This is a genomic window from Pseudomonas sp. G166, from assembly GCF_037027455.2.
Taxonomy (GTDB): domain Bacteria; phylum Pseudomonadota; class Gammaproteobacteria; order Pseudomonadales; family Pseudomonadaceae; genus Aquipseudomonas.
This window is the reverse complement of the sequence record NZ_CP146985.1, coordinates 2,463,543-2,480,764: the sequence shown is the minus strand read 5'-3', so window position 1 is coordinate 2,480,764 and position 17,222 is coordinate 2,463,543. Positions and strand designations below refer to the sequence as shown.

The window sequence follows — 17,222 nt, the reverse complement described above, 5'->3', positions numbered from 1 at the left end:
ACTCGGAACGCGATGCACATTTTTACCTATTGATGACGTTTCAACTCATAACAACAAAAGGAAAACCATCATGCGTCGTTGCACACTGCTTTTCGCCACCCTGCTGCTGCTTTTCAGCCAATGGGCCGCCGCCGACTATCGCATCGGCGTCAGCATCGCCAGGGTCGACGACAACTTCATGACCTACGTGCGTAACGGCCTGGACGAGGCCGCGAAAAAGGAAAACGTGCAGATCCAGTTCGAGGACGCCCAGGGCGATGTGGTGCGCCAACTCAACCAGGTCCAGGGCTTTATCAACCAGAAAGTGGATGCGGTCATTGTCCTGCCGGTGGACACCTCCGCCACGGCCAATATCACCCGCGCGGCGGTCGAAGCGAAGACGCCGCTGGTCTACGTCAACCGTCACCCGGATGAGCGTACCTTGCCCAAAGGCGTCGTCACGGTAGCGTCCAATGACATTGAGGCCGGACAGCTGCAAATGCGCTACCTGGCCGAAAAGCTCGGAGGCAAGGGCAACCTCGCGATCATCATGGGCGACCTGGCGCAAAACGCCACCCACGACCGCACCGAAGGCGTCAAACAGGTACTCAAGGATTATCCAGGGATCAAGATTGTCGAGCAGCAAAGTGCCGAGTGGCAGCGCAACAAAGGGATGGACCTGACCAGCAACTGGCTACTGGCAGGTAGCCGTTTCGATGCCATCGTCGCCAACAACGACGAGATGGCCATCGGTGCGGCCATGGCCTTGCAGCAGGCTGGCAAAGCCAAGGGCGAGATCGCGATCGTCGGCATCGACGGCTTGCCTGACGGCCTGGCGGCAATCAAGCGCGGGATGCTGGTCGCCTCGGTATTCCAGGATCCCAAGGCCCAGGCAAGCAGCGCAGTACAAGCTGCCCTCAAGATGATCAAGGGAGAGCCGGTAGAAACGGACGTCTGGGTGCCCTTTCAGTTGATCAAGCCTGAGCAGTTGGCGGTGTTCGAACAACATTACAAGTAGCGCCAAGCTCAACATTTCGCCGCGATCCTGATCAGGGGTCAGCGGCGATTCGCTACACAAACAAGCGAACAGATCGACCGTCCGGCCTTGAGCTAAAGATCCGTATGGAAACTATTGACCCGACTGTCCGCCAGTTTGAATACCACGCGCTGGGGATGGTTGATCGAGACCAGGTATTCCACCGGCTGCCCTTGACGGTCGAAGATCACACCCCGGTAGACCAGCGCGGCCGTCCCGGGCTCGACATCGAGCAAGCGCGCTTCCTGGTCGTTCATCGTGGCGATGCTCAGCGTGCCCTCGTCGCTTTCCATTTCGATCTGGTAGCGCGATAACAACAACGCATACAACGAAGCCCCCTCGACCAGGTCCCCCGCCACCAGTTCCGGAGCACGGGCGGCCGGGATGTAGCTGGTCTCGATGCAGAAGGGCTTTTGATCCACAGTGCGCAGGCGCCTGATGGTCAGTAGCGTGTCGCCTTCCTGGATCTTCAGCAGTTTTGCCACGCGGGCACTGGCCTGGGTTTGTTCGAAGTAGAGCAATTTACTGCCAGGCCGGGCCCCTGATTGCTCCACCACTTCGGCGATGCCTTTGCGGGCCACGGTATTGAGGGGCCGCTCGACGCCTGGCGCGGTCACAAAGGTGCCGCGGTTGCCCCGGCGCTCCAGGACCCCACGGTCGATCAACGTTTGCAGGGCCTTTCGCAGCGTCATCCGGCTGATGCCCAAGTGCTCGGCCAGGTCCCGTTCCGCCGGAATCCGCTCAGTCGGCCCGAACTCCGGACGCTCCAGCATTTCCAGCAACGCCTGGACGGCCTGCCAGGCTACCTGCTTGCGTTCAGGCGCCAGGAGCGCCACATCGGAGGACTTGGAAGGAAAAACTTTCATGGTCTACATCCTGGATTATTTTTTCTGCCGCCGTATTGCAACAATGACCACCGGAAAACCGTCGCAAACGCGCCAGCTTGGTAATGAGAGCAAAAAAACGGCCCCGTGCATACCTTGAAAACCGCTCAGGCAGCTCATTAGACCATGGAGAAAAAGCCTTGTATTGGTATTTTTCATGGTATAGCTTTTGGTCTAAATGGTGATCATGAACAGTCACATGAGCCACCGCAACAAAGCCCCCAGGAGCTCACATGGCGATCCAGTTCAATCGGGAAGCATTCATCACTTCCTTGCAGCAATCCGTGCAAATCGTCGACGACGCCCAGCAGTTTGGCCAAGAGCTGGCCACGCGGATCGACCGCATCTACTTCGTCAGTTGCGGCGCCCCCAACCGCATCATGCTCGGCTTGCAATACTGGCTTGAGCGCTACAGCCATACACTGGAAGTGCGCCGTTACTTCCCGGCCGAGTTCATGGATATCGACCCGCCGCGTCTGGATGAACGCACCTTGGTGGTCCTCGCCTCCAAGTCCGGGACCACCCAGGAGACCATCGCCGCCGCACATTTCCTGCGAGACAAACCCTGCCTCACCGTAGGCGTGACACAAACCGCCGAGCTGCCGCTGGCCCAGGCTGTTCAACATTGCTTCCTGCTGGGACGTACCGATGAGGCGTACTTCGGCTGCTTCATGATCCTGCAGGCATTGGTCGGCGGGATCCTGGCCAAGCGCGAAGACTGGCCATTGCTGGACAAGCTCACTCGTTCGCTCAAGGCACTGCCACAGGCCCTCGCCGATGCGGCGATCAATAACGACCGACGCGCCATCGAAGAGGCACGCTTGTATAAAGATGATCGCGTGATGTACTTCCTCGCCTCGGGTCCGATGTTCACCACCGCTTATGTATTCGGCGTCTGCGTGGTGATGGAAAGCCAGTGGCTGCATTGCCTGCCAGTGGAGGCCGCTGAATTTTTCCATGGCCCGTTCGAAGCCATCGACGCGACCACTCCCCTGCTCCTGCTGTTAGGCGAAGACCCCAGTCGCGCGCAAATGGAGCGCGTCGTACGCTTCTGCCAGCGGTACACCGGACGGGTCATGGTCTATGACGCCAAGGACTTCGCGATGGAAGGCATCGACCCAGAGATCCGCGCCATTGTCGCGCCCTACATCGTCGGCATCGCCGTGGAGCGCATTGCCGCGCATCTCGCCGTCTGGCACCAGCAGCCGCTGACAACGCGTCGCTACATGTGGAAAACGGAGTACTGAGCATGGCCAGCCTGATCGCGGTCGGCGACAACACCCTGGATGTGTACCTGGACCGGAACATCGAATACCCCGGTGGCAACGCACTCAACGTCTCGGTATTTGCCGCCCGGCTGGGTGCTCGCAGTGCCTACCTGGGCTGCGTTGGTGATGACCGGTACGGCCAGTACCTGCTCGATTGCCTGCAACAGGAAGGCGTCGATGCATCGCGCTGCAGAACGCTGATGGGTGCCAATGGCTGGGCGTGTGTCGACAGTATCGCGGGCGAACGGGTGTTTCTTGGCAGCGATCCGGGCGTATGCCGGCAACTGCGACTCGATGCTGATGACCTGGCCTATGTCGCGAAATTCCCGCTGGCACACAGCAGCCTCTATAGCGGTCTTGAGAGCCAACTGGCGCAGATTCGCCAGGCCAGTGGCTGCCTGTCATTCGACTTCTCGGACAACTGGGTCGAATTCGATTGGCAGGCGCTGATCCAGCAAGTGGACATCGCTTTTTTTTCGTCGCCCGACCTGTCGTCAAGCGAAGCGCGTGAACTGGCGGACTCGATGCGAGCGATGGGCCCAGCAACGGTGGTCATCACTCGCGGCGCCCAAGGCGCCCTCGCAGTCGATGCACAGGGTGTGTATGAGCAGGCCGCGAGGCCCTGCGCGTTCGTCGACAGCATGGGCGCCGGCGACGGCTTTATCGCCGCGTTCCTGCTGGCATGGCAAGCGCGGCACAGCCTCGCCGAGTGCCTTGCACGAGGCGTCGATCATGCCGGCCAGGTGTGCGGCTGGGACGGTGGCTTTGGCCATGGACGAGCCGTAGACATCCAACGCGCCGAACAACTGAAACACGCCTTGAACAATCAAGACTGATGCGTGCTGCCCCGGGCCCCTTTCCGGGACGGTTCTACCAACCTATCGTGGATACCCTGTCGATGAAAAAATGTCTGATCGGTTTGATGCTTGTGGCCAGCCCGCTGATGACCTGGGGCGCCAGCGAAGAGCTGCGTTTCGGGGTGGACCCCACCTACCCGCCCTTTGAGTCCAAGCGGCCGGACGGCTCGCTGACAGGTTTCGATATAGAGCTGGGCGAAAGCCTGTGCAGCGAGTTGCAACGCCGTTGTGTCTGGGTCGAAAACGCCTTCGATGGCATGATCTCGGCCCTCAAGGGCAGGAAATTCGACGGGATACTCTCTGCCCTCTCGATCACCGAAGCACGCAAAGCCGAAATCGCCTTCTCCAACACCCTGTACGACACCCCGGCACGCCTGGTGGCCCCGCAAGGCAGTCAGTTGCAACCAACGGCCGAATCCTTGCGCGGCAAGCGCATCGGCGTACAGCAAGGCAGCGTATTCGAAGCCTATGCCAAGCGGATGTGGGGCCTCAAGGGCGTGGAAGTGGTGCCTTATCAAAGCAGTGACTTGACCTATTCGGACTTGATCAACGGTCGGCTGGATGCGGCGTTCGACGATGCCATCGCCGTCTCCGAAGGCCTACTGAAAAAGCCGATGGGCAAGGGCTTCGGCTATGCCGGCGAGGTGGTCAAGTCACCGGAGATCTTCGGTCCGGGCACCGGTATCGGATTGCGCAAAAGCGATACCGCCCTGGCCGGAGAAATCAATCAGGCGCTCGAACGGCTCCATAGCAATGGCACCTATGAGCGCATCGCCAGGAAGTACTTCGACTTCGACATCTCGCCGAAATAAACCGCCCGCGTGGAGCCCGAAAGCATGTTTCTGGAAGGGTACGGCTATCTCATTTTCCAGGGTGCGTGGCTGACCGTCCAGGTGGCCACCTGGGCCGCCTGCGTCGCCATCGTGCTCGGCCTGCTCGGGGCCTTGGCGAAACTCTCGCCAGTGGCGCCGCTACGGCTGGTCGCGACGGTCTACACCACGCTGGTGCGCAGCGTGCCGGACCTGGTCCTGATGCTGCTGATCTATTACAGCGCGCAGATCGGACTCAACCAGGTGGCAGACGCGTTTGGCCGCGAATCGTGGCAGTTGAACCCTTACGGCACTGCGATCGGCACCTTGGGCTTCATTTACGGTGCCTATTGCGCCGAAACCTTTCGTGGCGCCTTCCAGGCGATTCCGTTCGGCCAACTGGAAGCGGCCCGGGCTTATGGCATGAGCCATTGGCAAGTACTGCGGCGTATCCGCCTGCCGCAGATGATGCGGTTCGCATTGCCCGGCATCGGCAACATCTGGCAAGTGCTCTTGAAAAGTGCCGGCCTGATATCGCTGCTGGGTCTCAATGACATGGTTCAGGTCGCCAAACAAGCCGGCAACGCGACCTCAAGGCAGATGTTCTTCTATCTGGTGATTGCGACAATCTTCCTGGCCTTTGCGATCCTCTCCAGCCTGGCCCTCAAGCACCTTGAGCGGCGCTACAGCATTGAACCGCGGCGGAGCGTGTCATGATCGAGATACTCAAAGAGTTCGGGCCGAACTTTCTCTGGTCCGACGGTTACCGCTGGAGTGGTTTGTCCGTCACCTTATGGCTGTTAGTGACGTCCGCCGTTATCGGTCTGGCCGCGGCGATACCTCTGGCGCTGGTTCGCACCTATGGCAATCGTTGGCTGGCGCTGCCTGTACAGCTTTACACCCTGGTGTTTCGCGGCACGCCGCTGTTCGTGCAACTGCTGATCATCTACAGCGGCCTGGCAAGCCTGAGCCTGATCAGGGAGTCGCCGAGCTTGTGGTGGTTCTTTCGTGACGGCATGCATTGCGTGATCCTGGCGCTGGCCTTGAACACCTGCGCCTACACCATCGAGATTCTCGCCGGCGTACTGCGCACCACCCCACGCGGTGAGATCGAGGCGGCGCTGGCCCTGGGCATGACCCGCAACCAATTGTTCATCCTGGTGTTGATACCAAGCATGCTGCGCCGGGCACTTCCGGCCTACAGCAACGAAGTGATCTTTGTCCTGCACGCCACGGCCATCGCCTTTACCGCGACCGTTCCTGACATCCTTAAAATCGCCGCAGATGTCAACGCTGCCACCTTCAAGACCTTCCAGGCCTATGGCATCGCCGCTCTGCTCTACATGTTGCTGGCGTGCGCGCTGGTGGGTGTATTCCGATTGGCTGAGCGCCGGCTTTTGGCTTATCAGCGTTAAGCGGGTTACTGCACATGAGGGGGTCGTCGCAGCCGGATGAGTGCGATCGAGCAACTGCTACCGCATCAGTGCGGGCAGGCAGCCAGAGGCCAACCGACGCGCGCAGCACGCAGGAGGCTGGCCTTGACAACCAAGCGGTGAAACGGGGCAATCACGAAGATGTAGGCCCGGCCTAGACGGTTGTGGCAGTGGACCACCGTTGAAAAAACGAGCTGGCGACTGCCTTCTGGCTCTGCCTCTCCAGAACAGAGGATCGATATCCGGAAGTCGAGGTGCTTGTCGTCCTCCCCCAACACGATTTCAGTCTGGCTCGTGCTGTAGACCTTGAAGACTCCAATCCGATTAGCAAGCGATGCCAAATGTCTGGCTGTCTTGAGACCAAAACAGGCAACGACAGTGTCCCGGACTTTCATGAGCCATCCGATCCAGGATGGCTGGTGGGAAAAGATGAATCGAGCGAGCAAATCTGGATCTCTGGATGTGCCCGCAGGGAGTCGAATCGCAAAAGCGTCCGCCAGGTTCATCGACGTGTAAAGGTGGGTGATGCCGGACCTCGAGGGGACTGGCACGGGCATGATGAGCTCAAATTCTTGGGGCATTGGGGGATCTCTGCGCAATTCTAGGATGTTGTTGCCGCGCCAACTGCTCCTTGGCGGATACTGAGCCCGATCAAGACATCATAGAGCGCTTGCTGTCCAGCAGGCAGAACCGGGAGCAAGGTCGCACGGCGCTTGTCGACATCGAACAAGGATTCAACCAACCATCCCACCAGATAGAGCGCCGAAAGGCATCCGCCAGCGGTTGCCACGTTCCCCTGGCATACAAGAGGCTGGTCCATGGGCTCAAGCCCCAGCGCTTGCAAGCCCGATCGTGCATCCGGGTGTGTGGTCGCCTGGCCGCTGAGCAGCCCAAGCCGTTCGAGAATGAAAGCTCCGGCGCATATGGAGCCTATTCGCTGGCGTCTGGCGTCAAGTTCAAACGACGGCAGGAAATCTGGGTCGGCAAGTGCTGCGGGTATCCCTTCCTTGCCGCTGACGAACAATACCGCGTCGGCACTATTGGCTTCGCAAAGCGGACCGTGCACCGAAACAGGCAGGCCGTGCGCCGATCGCACACTAGAGCTAGAACCCAATATTCGGACGTGCCAGTCCTTCGTGTTGCGGCCTAGAATGTCCCACATCAGGAATAGGTCAATATCAGTGAATTGGTCGAAAGCAACCAGAACGATTTTCTTCAAGGCGAGCTCCATGAAAAGTGCTGGCGTGCAAAACGCAACGGCCATCTTTGCTGGTATTCGCAGCGTATCAATCGGTTGCGCACCATACACAGTCTGTATGGCGCTAAATAGGGAGCGAAATAACCGGTGAGAAAACTAACGCGTGACCATTGGATCGCGGCCGGTTTTGAGGCCCTCGACCAAATAGGACATATTGGCGTTTCGGCCGAGAGCCTGTCGCGCCGATTGAATGTGACCCGCGGGTCGTTCTATCACCATTTCCGCAATCGCGAGGATTTTGTCCGCACCTTGCTTGGCGCTTGGGAAGAAGACTACACGGAGCGCATGCTCGCTTATGCGGCGCAGGGTCGTAGTGCGGGCGAAACCTTGACGCGCTACTTGAGTATTGCCGCGGAGAAACAACCTGGACGGGAAGTTTCCATCCGCGCCTGGTCGCTGCACGATCCGTTGGTGGGCGAGTTTCAGCAGCGCGTTGACACAAGACGACTGGACTTCGCGATACGGACATGCCGCCACCTGGTCCATCTGCCAGGCCAAGCAGAAGTGATTGCCCAGGTGGCCCATCTGTGCCTGATTGGTGGTCAACAGGCAGGGCTGCGGCGTGATGCCGAGCGCTTCAACAGTTTCCTGCATCGAGCCTTTTCACTTTTCGAAGGGGCTCTTGCGCCATGGCGGGCCGAAGTCATGAGCTTAAGGTCGTCCGACTCTTTCACAGGTTCAGAAACTTACGGTCTACGGGAGCTTTTCGCCCCCGCCCGTAAAATATCGCCCCAGCGACGCACCAGATAGTTGTGCTCATCCATCACCGAGTTCCACACCGCGATATGCCCCATGCGCTGCTCATAGGAACCACCATCGCGCACCTCGCCGACGTCAATCAGCGGCAAACCGTCACTGCCCAGTAACTCCTCCCGCGCAGGTTGACCGGCGTACCAGTAATCCCATTCGGCACTGCTCAGATGGTCGCGGCTGCGCGCCGGGTTGCCGATGTAGTAACCCTGGCGCGCCATCACCGCGCCGGGCCAGCCGGACAACCACCAATTGAGGTAAGCGTAGGCCGCGTCCAGCACCGGACCCTGGGCGTGGCGCGACAACGACAAACCGCCGAACCAGGCGCGGTAGCCCTCGCGAGGAACCGCCAGGCGGTATTTCACCCCAGCGCGATGCAGGCGCATCAATGTCGGCGACCACAGGCTCTGGATATCGATGCTCGGGCTGAGCATCAATTGCGCGGCCTCCTCGTCATCGGACCAGAACGCGGCAAAGTGACCTTCCTTCTGTTTGCGCACCAGAATATCGGCCAGCACATCGATCTCTTCGATGCTCATATTGCCGATGTCCTTGAAGCGTGCAAGTCCAGCGCCCTGCACCGCCAGCGCGGCATCCAGGGCACCGATGGCGGCGTCGCTCTGCAGTGCGGTGCGCGCACGCCAGGCCGGGTCCAGCAGCCAGCCCCAGCTTTCGTTGCCATGGCAAAAACCCTCGGGCAAGCGCTCGGGACGGTAGGCGAAACTGTCGGCGTTATGGGTCAGGGGCAGCATGCTGATGCGCTCGGTGACCGTGCTGCCGAGGCTGCCGTCGTGCTGCACGAACAAGCGCTCGCTAGGCACGCTACCACTGCCCAACCGATCATTCGCAGACAGACGACCGCGCTTGGGCAAGTCGTTGATCTCATGCCACAACGCAATGCGCCGTGTGTCGATGGGCTGGATCGCCCGGGCCGGCCATACGAAGTCGACGTTATGGAACCACTGATCGTACAGGTCATAGCTGTCGGGCTGCATCACCGCGATGCGCTGGGCCTGCTCGACATCGTGCACCTGGTACACCAGGCGAATGCCCAATTCCTGTTCCGCACGAACACGCAGGCATTCGAGCAAGGTCACTGAGGTGCCGAGGACGCGGAGTGTGATCATGCGGCGAACCGCTGAGAAAACACGGCAAAGGAGCGCCGCAGCAGCGCGGGGTCGAGACCACGCAGGATAAACACCAGACGCGACTGCCGATCAGTGCCCGGCCAGCCAGGCAAGTGCACCGGGGCATGCAGGCAATGCTGCACGCCATGGATGACGATAGGGGCGTTACTGGTGTTCACGTTGAGCAGTCCTTTGACACGTAGAATTCGTTCGCCGTGGCATCTTAACAGCATCGACAACCAAACCCCGAAGCCGACCCAATCCAACGGCTGGTCGAAGGTCAGGCTGCACACTTGTGCGGCGCCATGGGTGGCGCTGGTACTGCGATGCAGTTGCCAGCGACTGACTTCCACTGTCGGTTCGGCGCTGCGCAAACCTTCACCCAGCAACAGCTGATCGCCGCTGTGGACGTCGCAAGTATCGAGGATCGGCGTACCGGCATTGAGCGCTTGCAGGTGCGCGCGCAGTGGAGCGCAGTCCTCCACCAGGTCGGTCTTGCTCAACAGCAAGCGGTCCGCGGCGGCGACCTGGGCCAGCCATTCCGGATGCAGGCGTTCTTGCAGAGTGGCGTGGCTGGCATCCACCAGGGTAATCACCAGGCCGATATGAAAACGCCCGCGCAGTTGCGTGTCGTTGTTCAAGGTGGCGAGGATCGGCGCCGGGTCGGCCAGGCCGGTGGTCTCCAGGATGACCCGTTTGAACGCCGGTATTTCGCCGCGCTCACGGCGTTGCAACAGGCCGAGCAATGCATCCTTGAGTTCGCCACGAATCGAGCAACAGACGCAGCCACTGGGCAACAGCACGGTATCCGGGGCGACTTCTTCCACCAGCAGGTGGTCGATGCCGACGTCGCCGAATTCGTTGATCAGCAAAGCCGTATCGCCGAGGCTTTCTCCTTGCAGCAGGCGCTTGAGCAAGGTGGTTTTGCCGCTGCCGAGAAAGCCGGTGATGACATTGAGAGCGGTGCTCATACGGCTGACTCCAAGTGATCCAACAAATGCGGGTCCAGAGGATCCAACGGGCGACCGAGCATGGTTTCGGCCGCTCGCCAGAGTTGATCCAGGCCACTCGCCAGTTCCTGCTTGCCGGTCGCGCCGAGCAGCAGGTAAGAGGCGCCTTGAAAATCTTCGACCTTGAGCCGGAACACCGCCAGTACCTGATTGATCGCGGCGATGCGGCGCAGGCGTTCGCGACGCCTGGGCAGCTCATCTCCCAAGGGATCGCTCCAGTGCAGGTCTTCACCGAGCAAACCGCAGAGTCCACACATGGCTACACCTCACTCATGGCATGACATCGCCAGAGTTCGGGCCGAGGGTCTGTCCAACGAACAGGTTGCCACCCGGCTCGCTGGCCAGCAGCACAGCGGTGGGCGCTACTTCGTCCGCCAGGCCGAACCGGCCGAGGGGCAACTCGGCGGCCTTGGCGCGTTTCCAGTCGGTGCTGATCCCGGCGACCAATGGCGTTTCAATCGGCCCCGGAGCGATGGCATTGACCAGTACGTTGTCCTTGGCGACTTCCAGCGCCAAGGACTTGGTGAAGCCGATGACCCCGGCCTTGGCCGCGGCGTAATGGGTAAGTTCGGCGCCGCCCTTGATGCCCAGTTGCGAGGCTACGTTGATGATTCGCCCCCAGCGCTGGGCGAGCATATGCGGCAAGGCGCGCTGGCTGGCGACGAATACGCTGGTGAGGTCGACACGCAGCATGTCATTCCACATCTCGACAGTGAGGTCGACGCAGCGTGCCTGGGTGAGCATGCCAGCGTTATTGACCAAAATGTCGATGCCACCGAAGTGCTCGACGCAACGGTCGACGCTGGCCTGGGCGCCTTCGACGGTGCCTACATCGGCGAGGCACTCCAGCACTTCGGCGCCGAGGTTGCGACAGGTGATCGCGGTTTCAGTGAGACTGACAGCGTTGCGGTCGGCCAGCACCAGGTGCGCGCCTTCAGCCGCATAGGCACGGGCGATGGCGGCACCGATACCGCTGCCAGCGCCGGTGATGACGGCGCGTCGGTTGTGCAATTGTTTCATGCTCAGTTCCTCACTCAATCGGGCCAGCGTACGGTCAGGCCGCCATCAATCACGATGCTCTGCCCGGTCAGGTAGCTCGACGCATCGCTGGTCAAGAACTGCACCAAGGACGCCACTTCATCCGCGCGCCCTACCCGCCCCAACGGAATCGCCCTCGCAGCTTTCGCCAGGCCTTCCGGCCCGAGAGAGTTCTTCGCATCCAGTGACTGCGGCGTCTCGATCAACCCTGGGATCACCGCATTGCACCGAATGCCCTTTGCTGCCAACTCCACCGCCAACGAACGACACAACCCCGGCACACCCGCCTTGGCCGCTGCGTAATGGCTGTGCTCTTGCCAGCCATACACGCCGCCGGCAATCGACGAAATCGCCACCAACGCACCGCCCTCCCCCATATGCCGAGTCGCCGCGCGAAAGGTACGCATCACTCCCGTCAGGTCGACGTTGAGCATCTCGTCCCACAGCGCATCGGTCATTTCCAGCAACGGCGCACGGCGCAGCAAACCGGCGTTCGCCACGGCGTAATCCAGGCGGCCGAAGCGTTGCACGGCGTGTTCGGCCAGCGCATCCACCGAGGCGGTATCGCCCACGTCCAGCGGCAGCATCAGGCACTCGCCACCAGCTTCTTCCACCAAGGCCACCGTGGTCTGCGGGTCATGGGGATCGGCCGGGTAATACCCGCCAACGACCGCCACGCCATTACGCGCATAGACCACAGCGAGGGCTTGGCCGATACCGCTGGCGGCACCGGTAATCAAGGCAACTTTACGGCTCATCTAAAACTCCTCACTGAACGGTTTCCGGGCGCACGTGACGTGCGGCGAACATCAGGGCACCGGACAAGAAGCACGGCACGGCACCGAACCACAGCGCGGCGGTCTGCCAGTCACTGCCGGCGGACAACACCTGGGTGGCGCCAAACCCTGCGACCACCGCGCCAATCGGCCCCATGGCATGGATGATCGCGCCACCGGTGGCGCGGATGCTGGTAGGGAAACTTTCACTGATAAAAAACAGCGCCGCCGAATAAGGCCCGATCAGGAAGAACAGGCCCAGGCTGTACAGCCCGACCACCATCGCCATGTTGCTCGGGCCGAACAGCATCCCGGCAAACGACAGGCCGCCGAGCATCCAGCCCAGGCCGATCACGTTACGGCGGCCAATCTTGTCGCCCATCCAGCCGTGGCTGAGGTAACCGCAGTAACCCACCAGGTTCGACAGCACCAGGATGATCAGCGAGTTCTCGAACGAGATGTGGTGCACGCTGACGATCACCGAAGTACCGAGCACGCTGAACACCTGAATCGCCGCCCAGTTGAGCAACAGCGCGGCGCCGATCACCAAGGTGGCGCGACGGGCCGGGCCACGGAATGCGGCTTTGAGGCCGGCCTTGCTGTGTTCGTCGTAGTCCACGCCGTAAGTCACGGCGACGTTTTGCGCTTCTTTCACCGCACCGCTTTTACGCAGTTCGCTGATGCGCTGGTGGATCTGAAACTGCGGGCTCTCCTTGAGCTTGCGCGCCATGATCGCAATCACCACCGCCGGGATCGCGGCGAAGACGAAGCAGCCCTGCCAGCCGATGATCGGCAGCAACAGCGCGGTCAACCCTGCCGCGATCAACGCACCGACCGGCCAACCGCCCTGCACCAGGCTGTAGATAAAGCCACGACGTTTGGTCAGCCGCGGATCTTCCGAGGCGCCATACAACTCGGTCAAATAGGTCGCATTGACGGTTTCTTCGGCATAGCCCAGGCCGCCCAACGAACGGATCAGAATCAGCGGTGACTTGCCCCATGCCCCGCCAATCGCGGTGAGCGCCGAACACAGGGCGGAACCGGCCACCGTGAAGATAATCCCTTTGCGCCGCCCCAGCTTGTCGACGATCGGCCCGATGGCCAACGCAACGACGGCGGTACCCACCGCCACCCAGGTCGCGATTTCAGCCTGCTCCACTTCACCCCAACCAAAGTGCCGGCCGATCTCGGGCAGCAAGGTGCCGAACAGGATGAAGTCATACACCGCAAACACCCAGGCGAAGAAGGCGATCCAGGTGGCGAAGCGTACTTCCTGGGACGTCAGTTGCCGGGGTTTCCAGCCAGTCAGGTCAAGCTTGTTGTAGATAGACATGAATCGCGCCTCGAAGGATGGGTGGGTGTCAGGTACGCGGTTGGCGGCGGATAAAGTCGTCGGCGATTTCGTCGAAAGTGACGAAGCGCACGCCCGCATGGCTCTGGATGTGTTCGATCAGACGCTCGAGCATCAGCAGCACTTGCGGGCGACCGGATACATCGGGGTGGATGGTCATGGTGAACACCGCATATTCGTGTTCGCGGTAGACCCAGTCGAACTGGTCGCGCCACATTTCCTCGAGGTGGCGCGGGTTGACGAACCCGTGGCTGTTGGGTGCCTTTTTGATGAACATCATCGGCGGCAAATCGTCGAGGTACCAGTTGGCCGGGATCTCCACCAAGTCGGTTTCTTCGCCACGCACCAGGGGTTTCATCCAGGTGTCGGGGTGCTGGCTGTAGTCGATCTTGGTCCAGCTGTCGCCCTTGCGTACGTAGTAGGGGTGGAAGTCGTTGTGCATCAGGCTGTGGTCATACTTGATGCCTTTTTTCAGCAGCAGCTCGTTGGTGACCTTACTGAACTCCCACCACGGCGCGACGTAACCGGTGGGTCGTTTGCCGGTGACCTGGGTGATCAGCTCGATGGACTTATCGAGCACGATTTCTTCCTGCTCGGCGGTCATCGCAATCGGGTTTTCGTGGCTGTAGCCGTGCACGCCGATTTCGTGGCCGGCGTCGGCCACGGCCTTCATCTGCTCAGGGAAAGTTTCCATCGAGTGGCCGGGGATAAACCAGGTGGTGCGCAGGCCGTAGCGCTCGAACAGTTTGAGCAGGCGCGGCGCGCCGATTTCACCGGCGAACAGGCCACGGGAAATATCGTCAGGCGAATCCTCCCCACCATATGAACCGAGCCAGCCTGCCACGGCGTCTACGTCGACGCCGAAGGCGCACAGAATTTCTTTAGCCATCATTGTTCTCCTGCGGATTTATCAATCAGTCGTGGGATTTTTCAGGGCTGGCGCAACGCGCCTTCCACCGCCAGCGCCGCGCGCAACACTCGAAAGTCTTCGCCCGCAGGCGCGCTAATCAACATGCCGGTGGGCAAACCGAGCGCATCGCAGCCGCTCGGCAGCGACACACCTGGCATATCCAGCAAGCTACCGGGCATGGTCAGGCGCAACGTCGCGAGATTGGTGTGCACGAACAGTTCGTCGTCGGCTTCCAATGGCGCCAGTGGTGGCGCCACATGGGATACGCTTGGCGTAATCAAAAACGCCCCATCCAGCTCATCGGCAATTTGTTGCTGCAGCCGGTCGCGCGCGCTGTAGAGGTTGACCAACTGGCTGGCGGGGAATGCACGTGCGGCTTCCAGACGGCGCCGCACGCGCGGGTCAAGTCGGGCCGCGGCATCGCTGTCGAGCAGCGGCTGATGCAGAGCGAAAGCCTCAGGGGCGCCAAGCCAGCCATGTTGCTCGATGAGACGCAGTGTCGCTTGGAAGGCTGGCGAAGGTCGCAGGTCAATCTGCGCACCGTGGCCTTTCAACACGCTCAAGCAGTGCAGTAGGTTGTCACGCACCGCGGGTTCTATGCGTGAATCATCAAGGACTGACTGGTCGACCCAAAAACGCTGCCCTGCCAAACTGCGGGGGATGAGTGATGTCGACTTGGTGCGCCCGCACAGGATGTCGTCGATAGCCAAGGCATCGCGCACGCTACGTGTCAAAGGCCCCACGCTGTCGAGGGTATGTGCGAGCGGGAAGACGCCTTCGCGGCTATAGCGCCTGCAACTGCTGCGAAATCCCACCACCCCATTGAAGGCCGCTGGAATTCGGATAGACCCAGCGGTATCCGTGCCCATCGCAATCGGCACGACTCCCGCCGCGACCGCGACCGCTGAGCCTGAGGACGAGCCTCCCGGAATGCGTGGCTGGTCGAGTCCAACAGGATTGCGCGGCGTACCAAAATGGGGATTGAGTCCAAGGCCCGAGTAAGCAAACTCGCTAAGGTTCGTTTTCCCAACGCTGACCATTCCGGCTCGCGCCAGTAGACCTACGACATTAGCGTCGAGCAGCGCTGGCGTAATGTCGCGGCGCACGGCTGCGCCTGCGGTAGTTGGACTGCCTGCGACATCGAACATGTCCTTCCAGGCAATGGGAACGCCGTCCAGTGCGCTTGCCGGCTGTCCGGCCTTCCAGCGTGCGGCTGATGAATGGGCTTCGCGAAAGGCACGTGCCGAACAAAGAGAGATGAACACGTCATCGACCCCCACCACCCTGGCCAGCATTTCTTCCAACACCTTGACCGGGTCGCTGCTGCCTGAGGCGAATGCATCCGCCATCGCCAATGCATCGGCTTCAAGCGGTAATTGAGGACTGGCGTAGGACATCTGCTTCACCAAAAACGTATTCATTATTAAAATGTACGTTTTACAGAGCAGATAGCGTGCCAAACTGAAGACAGAAGGAATGCCAGAGCGGCAACCTGAGCAAGCGACCAGCGTCTAGTCTACGGACTAGACGCCTTTCCAAGCGGGCAGATACTCCGATATCGCAAAGCCTTCCATGCAGAATCAATCGGCAACACCAATAATGTACCGATTAGAAAATATCCGTTTTGGTGCAGAACAGTAACAACGGCCCTACGAACGCGCACAAATGACGTGGTCCACGGTGACAACCGACTTGTGCGAGAATCTTCCCCCGCCTTTCGAGAAGCGTATGAGATCGATGACCGCCGAGGATTACCGCACTGCATCCCGCTACGCCATGATCCGCCAGGTCCTGCGCAACGCCATCGTTGATGGGGAGGTGGCTCAAGGACTTGTCCTGCTCGAAGCGCCTCTGGCCGACCTGTTCGGAACCAGCCGTGTACCGGTGCGCAAAGCGTTGGACCTGCTGCACAAGGAAGGGTTGATCAGTCGATTCGATGGCCGCGGTTATCTGGTCAACCCGAAGGGGGTTGAAGTGGAGCCACTGCGGTTAGCCGTTACCCACAAGCAACTCGGTCTTGATAGCAGCGAAGAACTGGTCGATACCCGGCCGTTGGGCGAGCGGATGTTCGACGAGATTGGCTCGGCTTTATCGACCTGTATTGCTTTCGGGCACTATCGGCTCGACGAGCAAATGGCCGCCGAACATTACGGCGTCAGTCGGGCGGTGATACGCGAGGCATTGATGCGCCTGCGTGACCGCGGCCTGGTGGAAAAGGAACCCTACTCCCAATGGCTGGCCGGCCCGCTCACCGCCAGGGAGATCACCGAAGACTACGAGCTGCGCGCGTGCCTTGAACCTGAGGCGTTACGCCAGAGCGCACCGGGACTTAGCCGGGAATCCCTGGAAGCCATGCTGGCGCGGGTTAAAGAGGCACAGAGCAACCCACGTTGCAGCCTGGCAAGCATCGAACAGCTTGAAGAAGACCTGCATTACCACTGCCTCGCCGGAATAAACAATCGCAAGATCGCTACGCTGATCCGGCAGGCCCAGAGCCCCAGGATCATCAGTCGTATTTTTTACAGTCAGTTGGGCCTCGGCCCCGACGAAGCCATGCTGGCCGAGCACCGTTTGATTTTAGAACTGCTATTGCATGGCGCATTCGACGCAGCCGCGCTGAACCTCAAGGAACACCTCCACCGCGCCCGCCAACGCATGTTGCAGCGGTTGAAAGTTCTGTCCGTGCTACCTGAGCAACAGGTGCCGGAGTATCTGACCAAGCTGAGCTGAAAATCG

At 60.5% G+C, this 17,222-nt stretch carries 19 protein-coding genes; 8 read left to right on the top strand and 11 right to left on the bottom strand.

The window, feature by feature from the left end; translation table 11 throughout:
• Window positions 1-70 precede the first annotated feature (70 nt).
• Window positions 71-997: a sugar ABC transporter substrate-binding protein gene (locus SGN16_RS11220; RefSeq protein ID WP_210644079.1), complete on the top strand. Its 927-nt coding sequence runs from the start codon at window positions 71-73 to the stop codon at window positions 995-997.
• A gap of 92 nt (window positions 998-1,089) precedes the next feature.
• Here SGN16_RS11220 and SGN16_RS11215 read toward each other — a convergent pair whose 3' ends face one another.
• Window positions 1,090-1,881: a GntR family transcriptional regulator gene (locus SGN16_RS11215; protein ID WP_335944030.1), complete on the bottom strand. Its 792-nt coding sequence runs from the start codon at window positions 1,879-1,881 to the stop codon at window positions 1,090-1,092.
• Window positions 1,882-2,132: 251 nt separating this feature from the next.
• Between SGN16_RS11215 and SGN16_RS11210 the strand changes: the two genes are divergently transcribed.
• The 5 genes from SGN16_RS11210 (at window position 2,133) to hisM (ending at window position 6,248) form a co-directional block, all read left to right on the top strand.
• Window positions 2,133-3,146, top strand: a complete 1,014-nt coding sequence (locus SGN16_RS11210) for an SIS domain-containing protein (protein WP_335944029.1) — start codon at window positions 2,133-2,135, stop codon at window positions 3,144-3,146.
• Window positions 3,147-3,148: 2 nt separating this feature from the next.
• Window positions 3,149-4,003 (top strand): PfkB family carbohydrate kinase, encoded by an 855-nt coding sequence (locus SGN16_RS11205; RefSeq protein WP_210644073.1) that lies wholly within the window; start codon window positions 3,149-3,151, stop codon window positions 4,001-4,003.
• 62 nt (window positions 4,004-4,065) lie between these two features.
• Window positions 4,066-4,836, top strand: a complete 771-nt coding sequence (locus SGN16_RS11200) for an ABC transporter substrate-binding protein (protein WP_335944028.1) — start codon at window positions 4,066-4,068, stop codon at window positions 4,834-4,836.
• Between the two features lie 24 nt (window positions 4,837-4,860).
• The gene (locus SGN16_RS11195; RefSeq protein ID WP_163858013.1) at window positions 4,861-5,550 is read left to right on the top strand and encodes an ABC transporter permease subunit; all 690 of its coding nucleotides are present in this window, start codon (window positions 4,861-4,863) and stop codon (window positions 5,548-5,550) included.
• Window positions 5,547-6,248: a histidine ABC transporter permease HisM gene (gene hisM, locus SGN16_RS11190; RefSeq protein ID WP_335944027.1), complete on the top strand. Its 702-nt coding sequence runs from the start codon at window positions 5,547-5,549 to the stop codon at window positions 6,246-6,248. The genes SGN16_RS11195 and hisM overlap by 4 nt, the downstream gene beginning before the upstream one ends.
• Window positions 6,249-6,313: 65 nt before the next feature.
• Here the strand turns inward: hisM and SGN16_RS11185 are convergent, their stop codons facing one another.
• Window positions 6,314-6,847 (bottom strand): DUF2867 domain-containing protein, encoded by a 534-nt coding sequence (locus SGN16_RS11185; protein WP_335944026.1) that lies wholly within the window; start codon window positions 6,845-6,847, stop codon window positions 6,314-6,316.
• Window positions 6,848-6,867: 20 nt separating this feature from the next.
• A complete protein-coding gene (locus SGN16_RS11180) occupies window positions 6,868-7,485 on the bottom strand; it encodes a DJ-1/PfpI family protein (protein ID WP_335944025.1) in 618 nt (205 codons plus the stop codon).
• Window positions 7,486-7,611: 126 nt separating this feature from the next.
• Between SGN16_RS11180 and SGN16_RS11175 the strand changes: the two genes are divergently transcribed.
• Window positions 7,612-8,274: a TetR/AcrR family transcriptional regulator gene (locus SGN16_RS11175; protein ID WP_335944024.1), complete on the top strand. Its 663-nt coding sequence runs from the start codon at window positions 7,612-7,614 to the stop codon at window positions 8,272-8,274.
• On the opposite strand, the gene SGN16_RS11170 is transcribed toward SGN16_RS11175, so the two are convergent.
• The 8 genes from SGN16_RS11170 to SGN16_RS11135 are packed head-to-tail and all read right to left on the bottom strand — an operon-like array spanning window position 8,211 to window position 15,883.
• Entirely contained in the window at window positions 8,211-9,401 is a 1,191-nt protein-coding gene (locus tag SGN16_RS11170) for an extracellular solute-binding protein (protein WP_210644062.1), read from the bottom strand. The genes SGN16_RS11175 and SGN16_RS11170 overlap by 64 nt on opposite strands.
• Window positions 9,398-10,372, bottom strand: a complete 975-nt coding sequence (locus tag SGN16_RS11165; RefSeq protein ID WP_335944023.1) for a GTP-binding protein — start codon at window positions 10,370-10,372, stop codon at window positions 9,398-9,400. The genes SGN16_RS11170 and SGN16_RS11165 overlap by 4 nt, the downstream gene beginning before the upstream one ends.
• Window positions 10,369-10,668: a hypothetical protein gene (locus tag SGN16_RS11160; protein WP_047229666.1), complete on the bottom strand. Its 300-nt coding sequence runs from the start codon at window positions 10,666-10,668 to the stop codon at window positions 10,369-10,371. The genes SGN16_RS11165 and SGN16_RS11160 overlap by 4 nt, the downstream gene beginning before the upstream one ends.
• Window positions 10,669-10,681: 13 nt before the next feature.
• A complete protein-coding gene (locus tag SGN16_RS11155) occupies window positions 10,682-11,431 on the bottom strand; it encodes an SDR family NAD(P)-dependent oxidoreductase (protein ID WP_210644058.1) in 750 nt (249 codons plus the stop codon).
• Window positions 11,432-11,445: 14 nt separating this feature from the next.
• The gene (locus SGN16_RS11150) at window positions 11,446-12,207 is read right to left on the bottom strand and encodes an SDR family NAD(P)-dependent oxidoreductase (protein WP_210644056.1); all 762 of its coding nucleotides are present in this window, start codon (window positions 12,205-12,207) and stop codon (window positions 11,446-11,448) included.
• 10 nt (window positions 12,208-12,217) lie between these two features.
• On the bottom strand, window positions 12,218-13,558 hold the full coding sequence (locus SGN16_RS11145; protein ID WP_210644055.1) for an MFS transporter: 1,341 nt from the start codon (window positions 13,556-13,558) through the stop codon (window positions 12,218-12,220).
• 28 nt (window positions 13,559-13,586) lie between these two features.
• Window positions 13,587-14,465 carry a polysaccharide deacetylase gene (locus SGN16_RS11140; RefSeq protein ID WP_003200462.1) on the bottom strand — a complete coding sequence of 293 codons (879 nt, stop codon included), beginning with the start codon at window positions 14,463-14,465 and terminating at the stop codon, window positions 13,587-13,589.
• 41 nt (window positions 14,466-14,506) lie between these two features.
• Window positions 14,507-15,883 carry an amidase gene (locus SGN16_RS11135; protein WP_335944285.1) on the bottom strand — a complete coding sequence of 459 codons (1,377 nt, stop codon included), beginning with the start codon at window positions 15,881-15,883 and terminating at the stop codon, window positions 14,507-14,509.
• Window positions 15,884-16,214: 331 nt separating this feature from the next.
• Here SGN16_RS11135 and SGN16_RS11130 point away from each other — a divergent pair, with 331 nt between their 5' ends.
• On the top strand, window positions 16,215-17,216 hold the full coding sequence (locus tag SGN16_RS11130) for a GntR family transcriptional regulator (protein ID WP_210644053.1): 1,002 nt from the start codon (window positions 16,215-16,217) through the stop codon (window positions 17,214-17,216).
• Window positions 17,217-17,222: the final 6 nt, after the last annotated feature.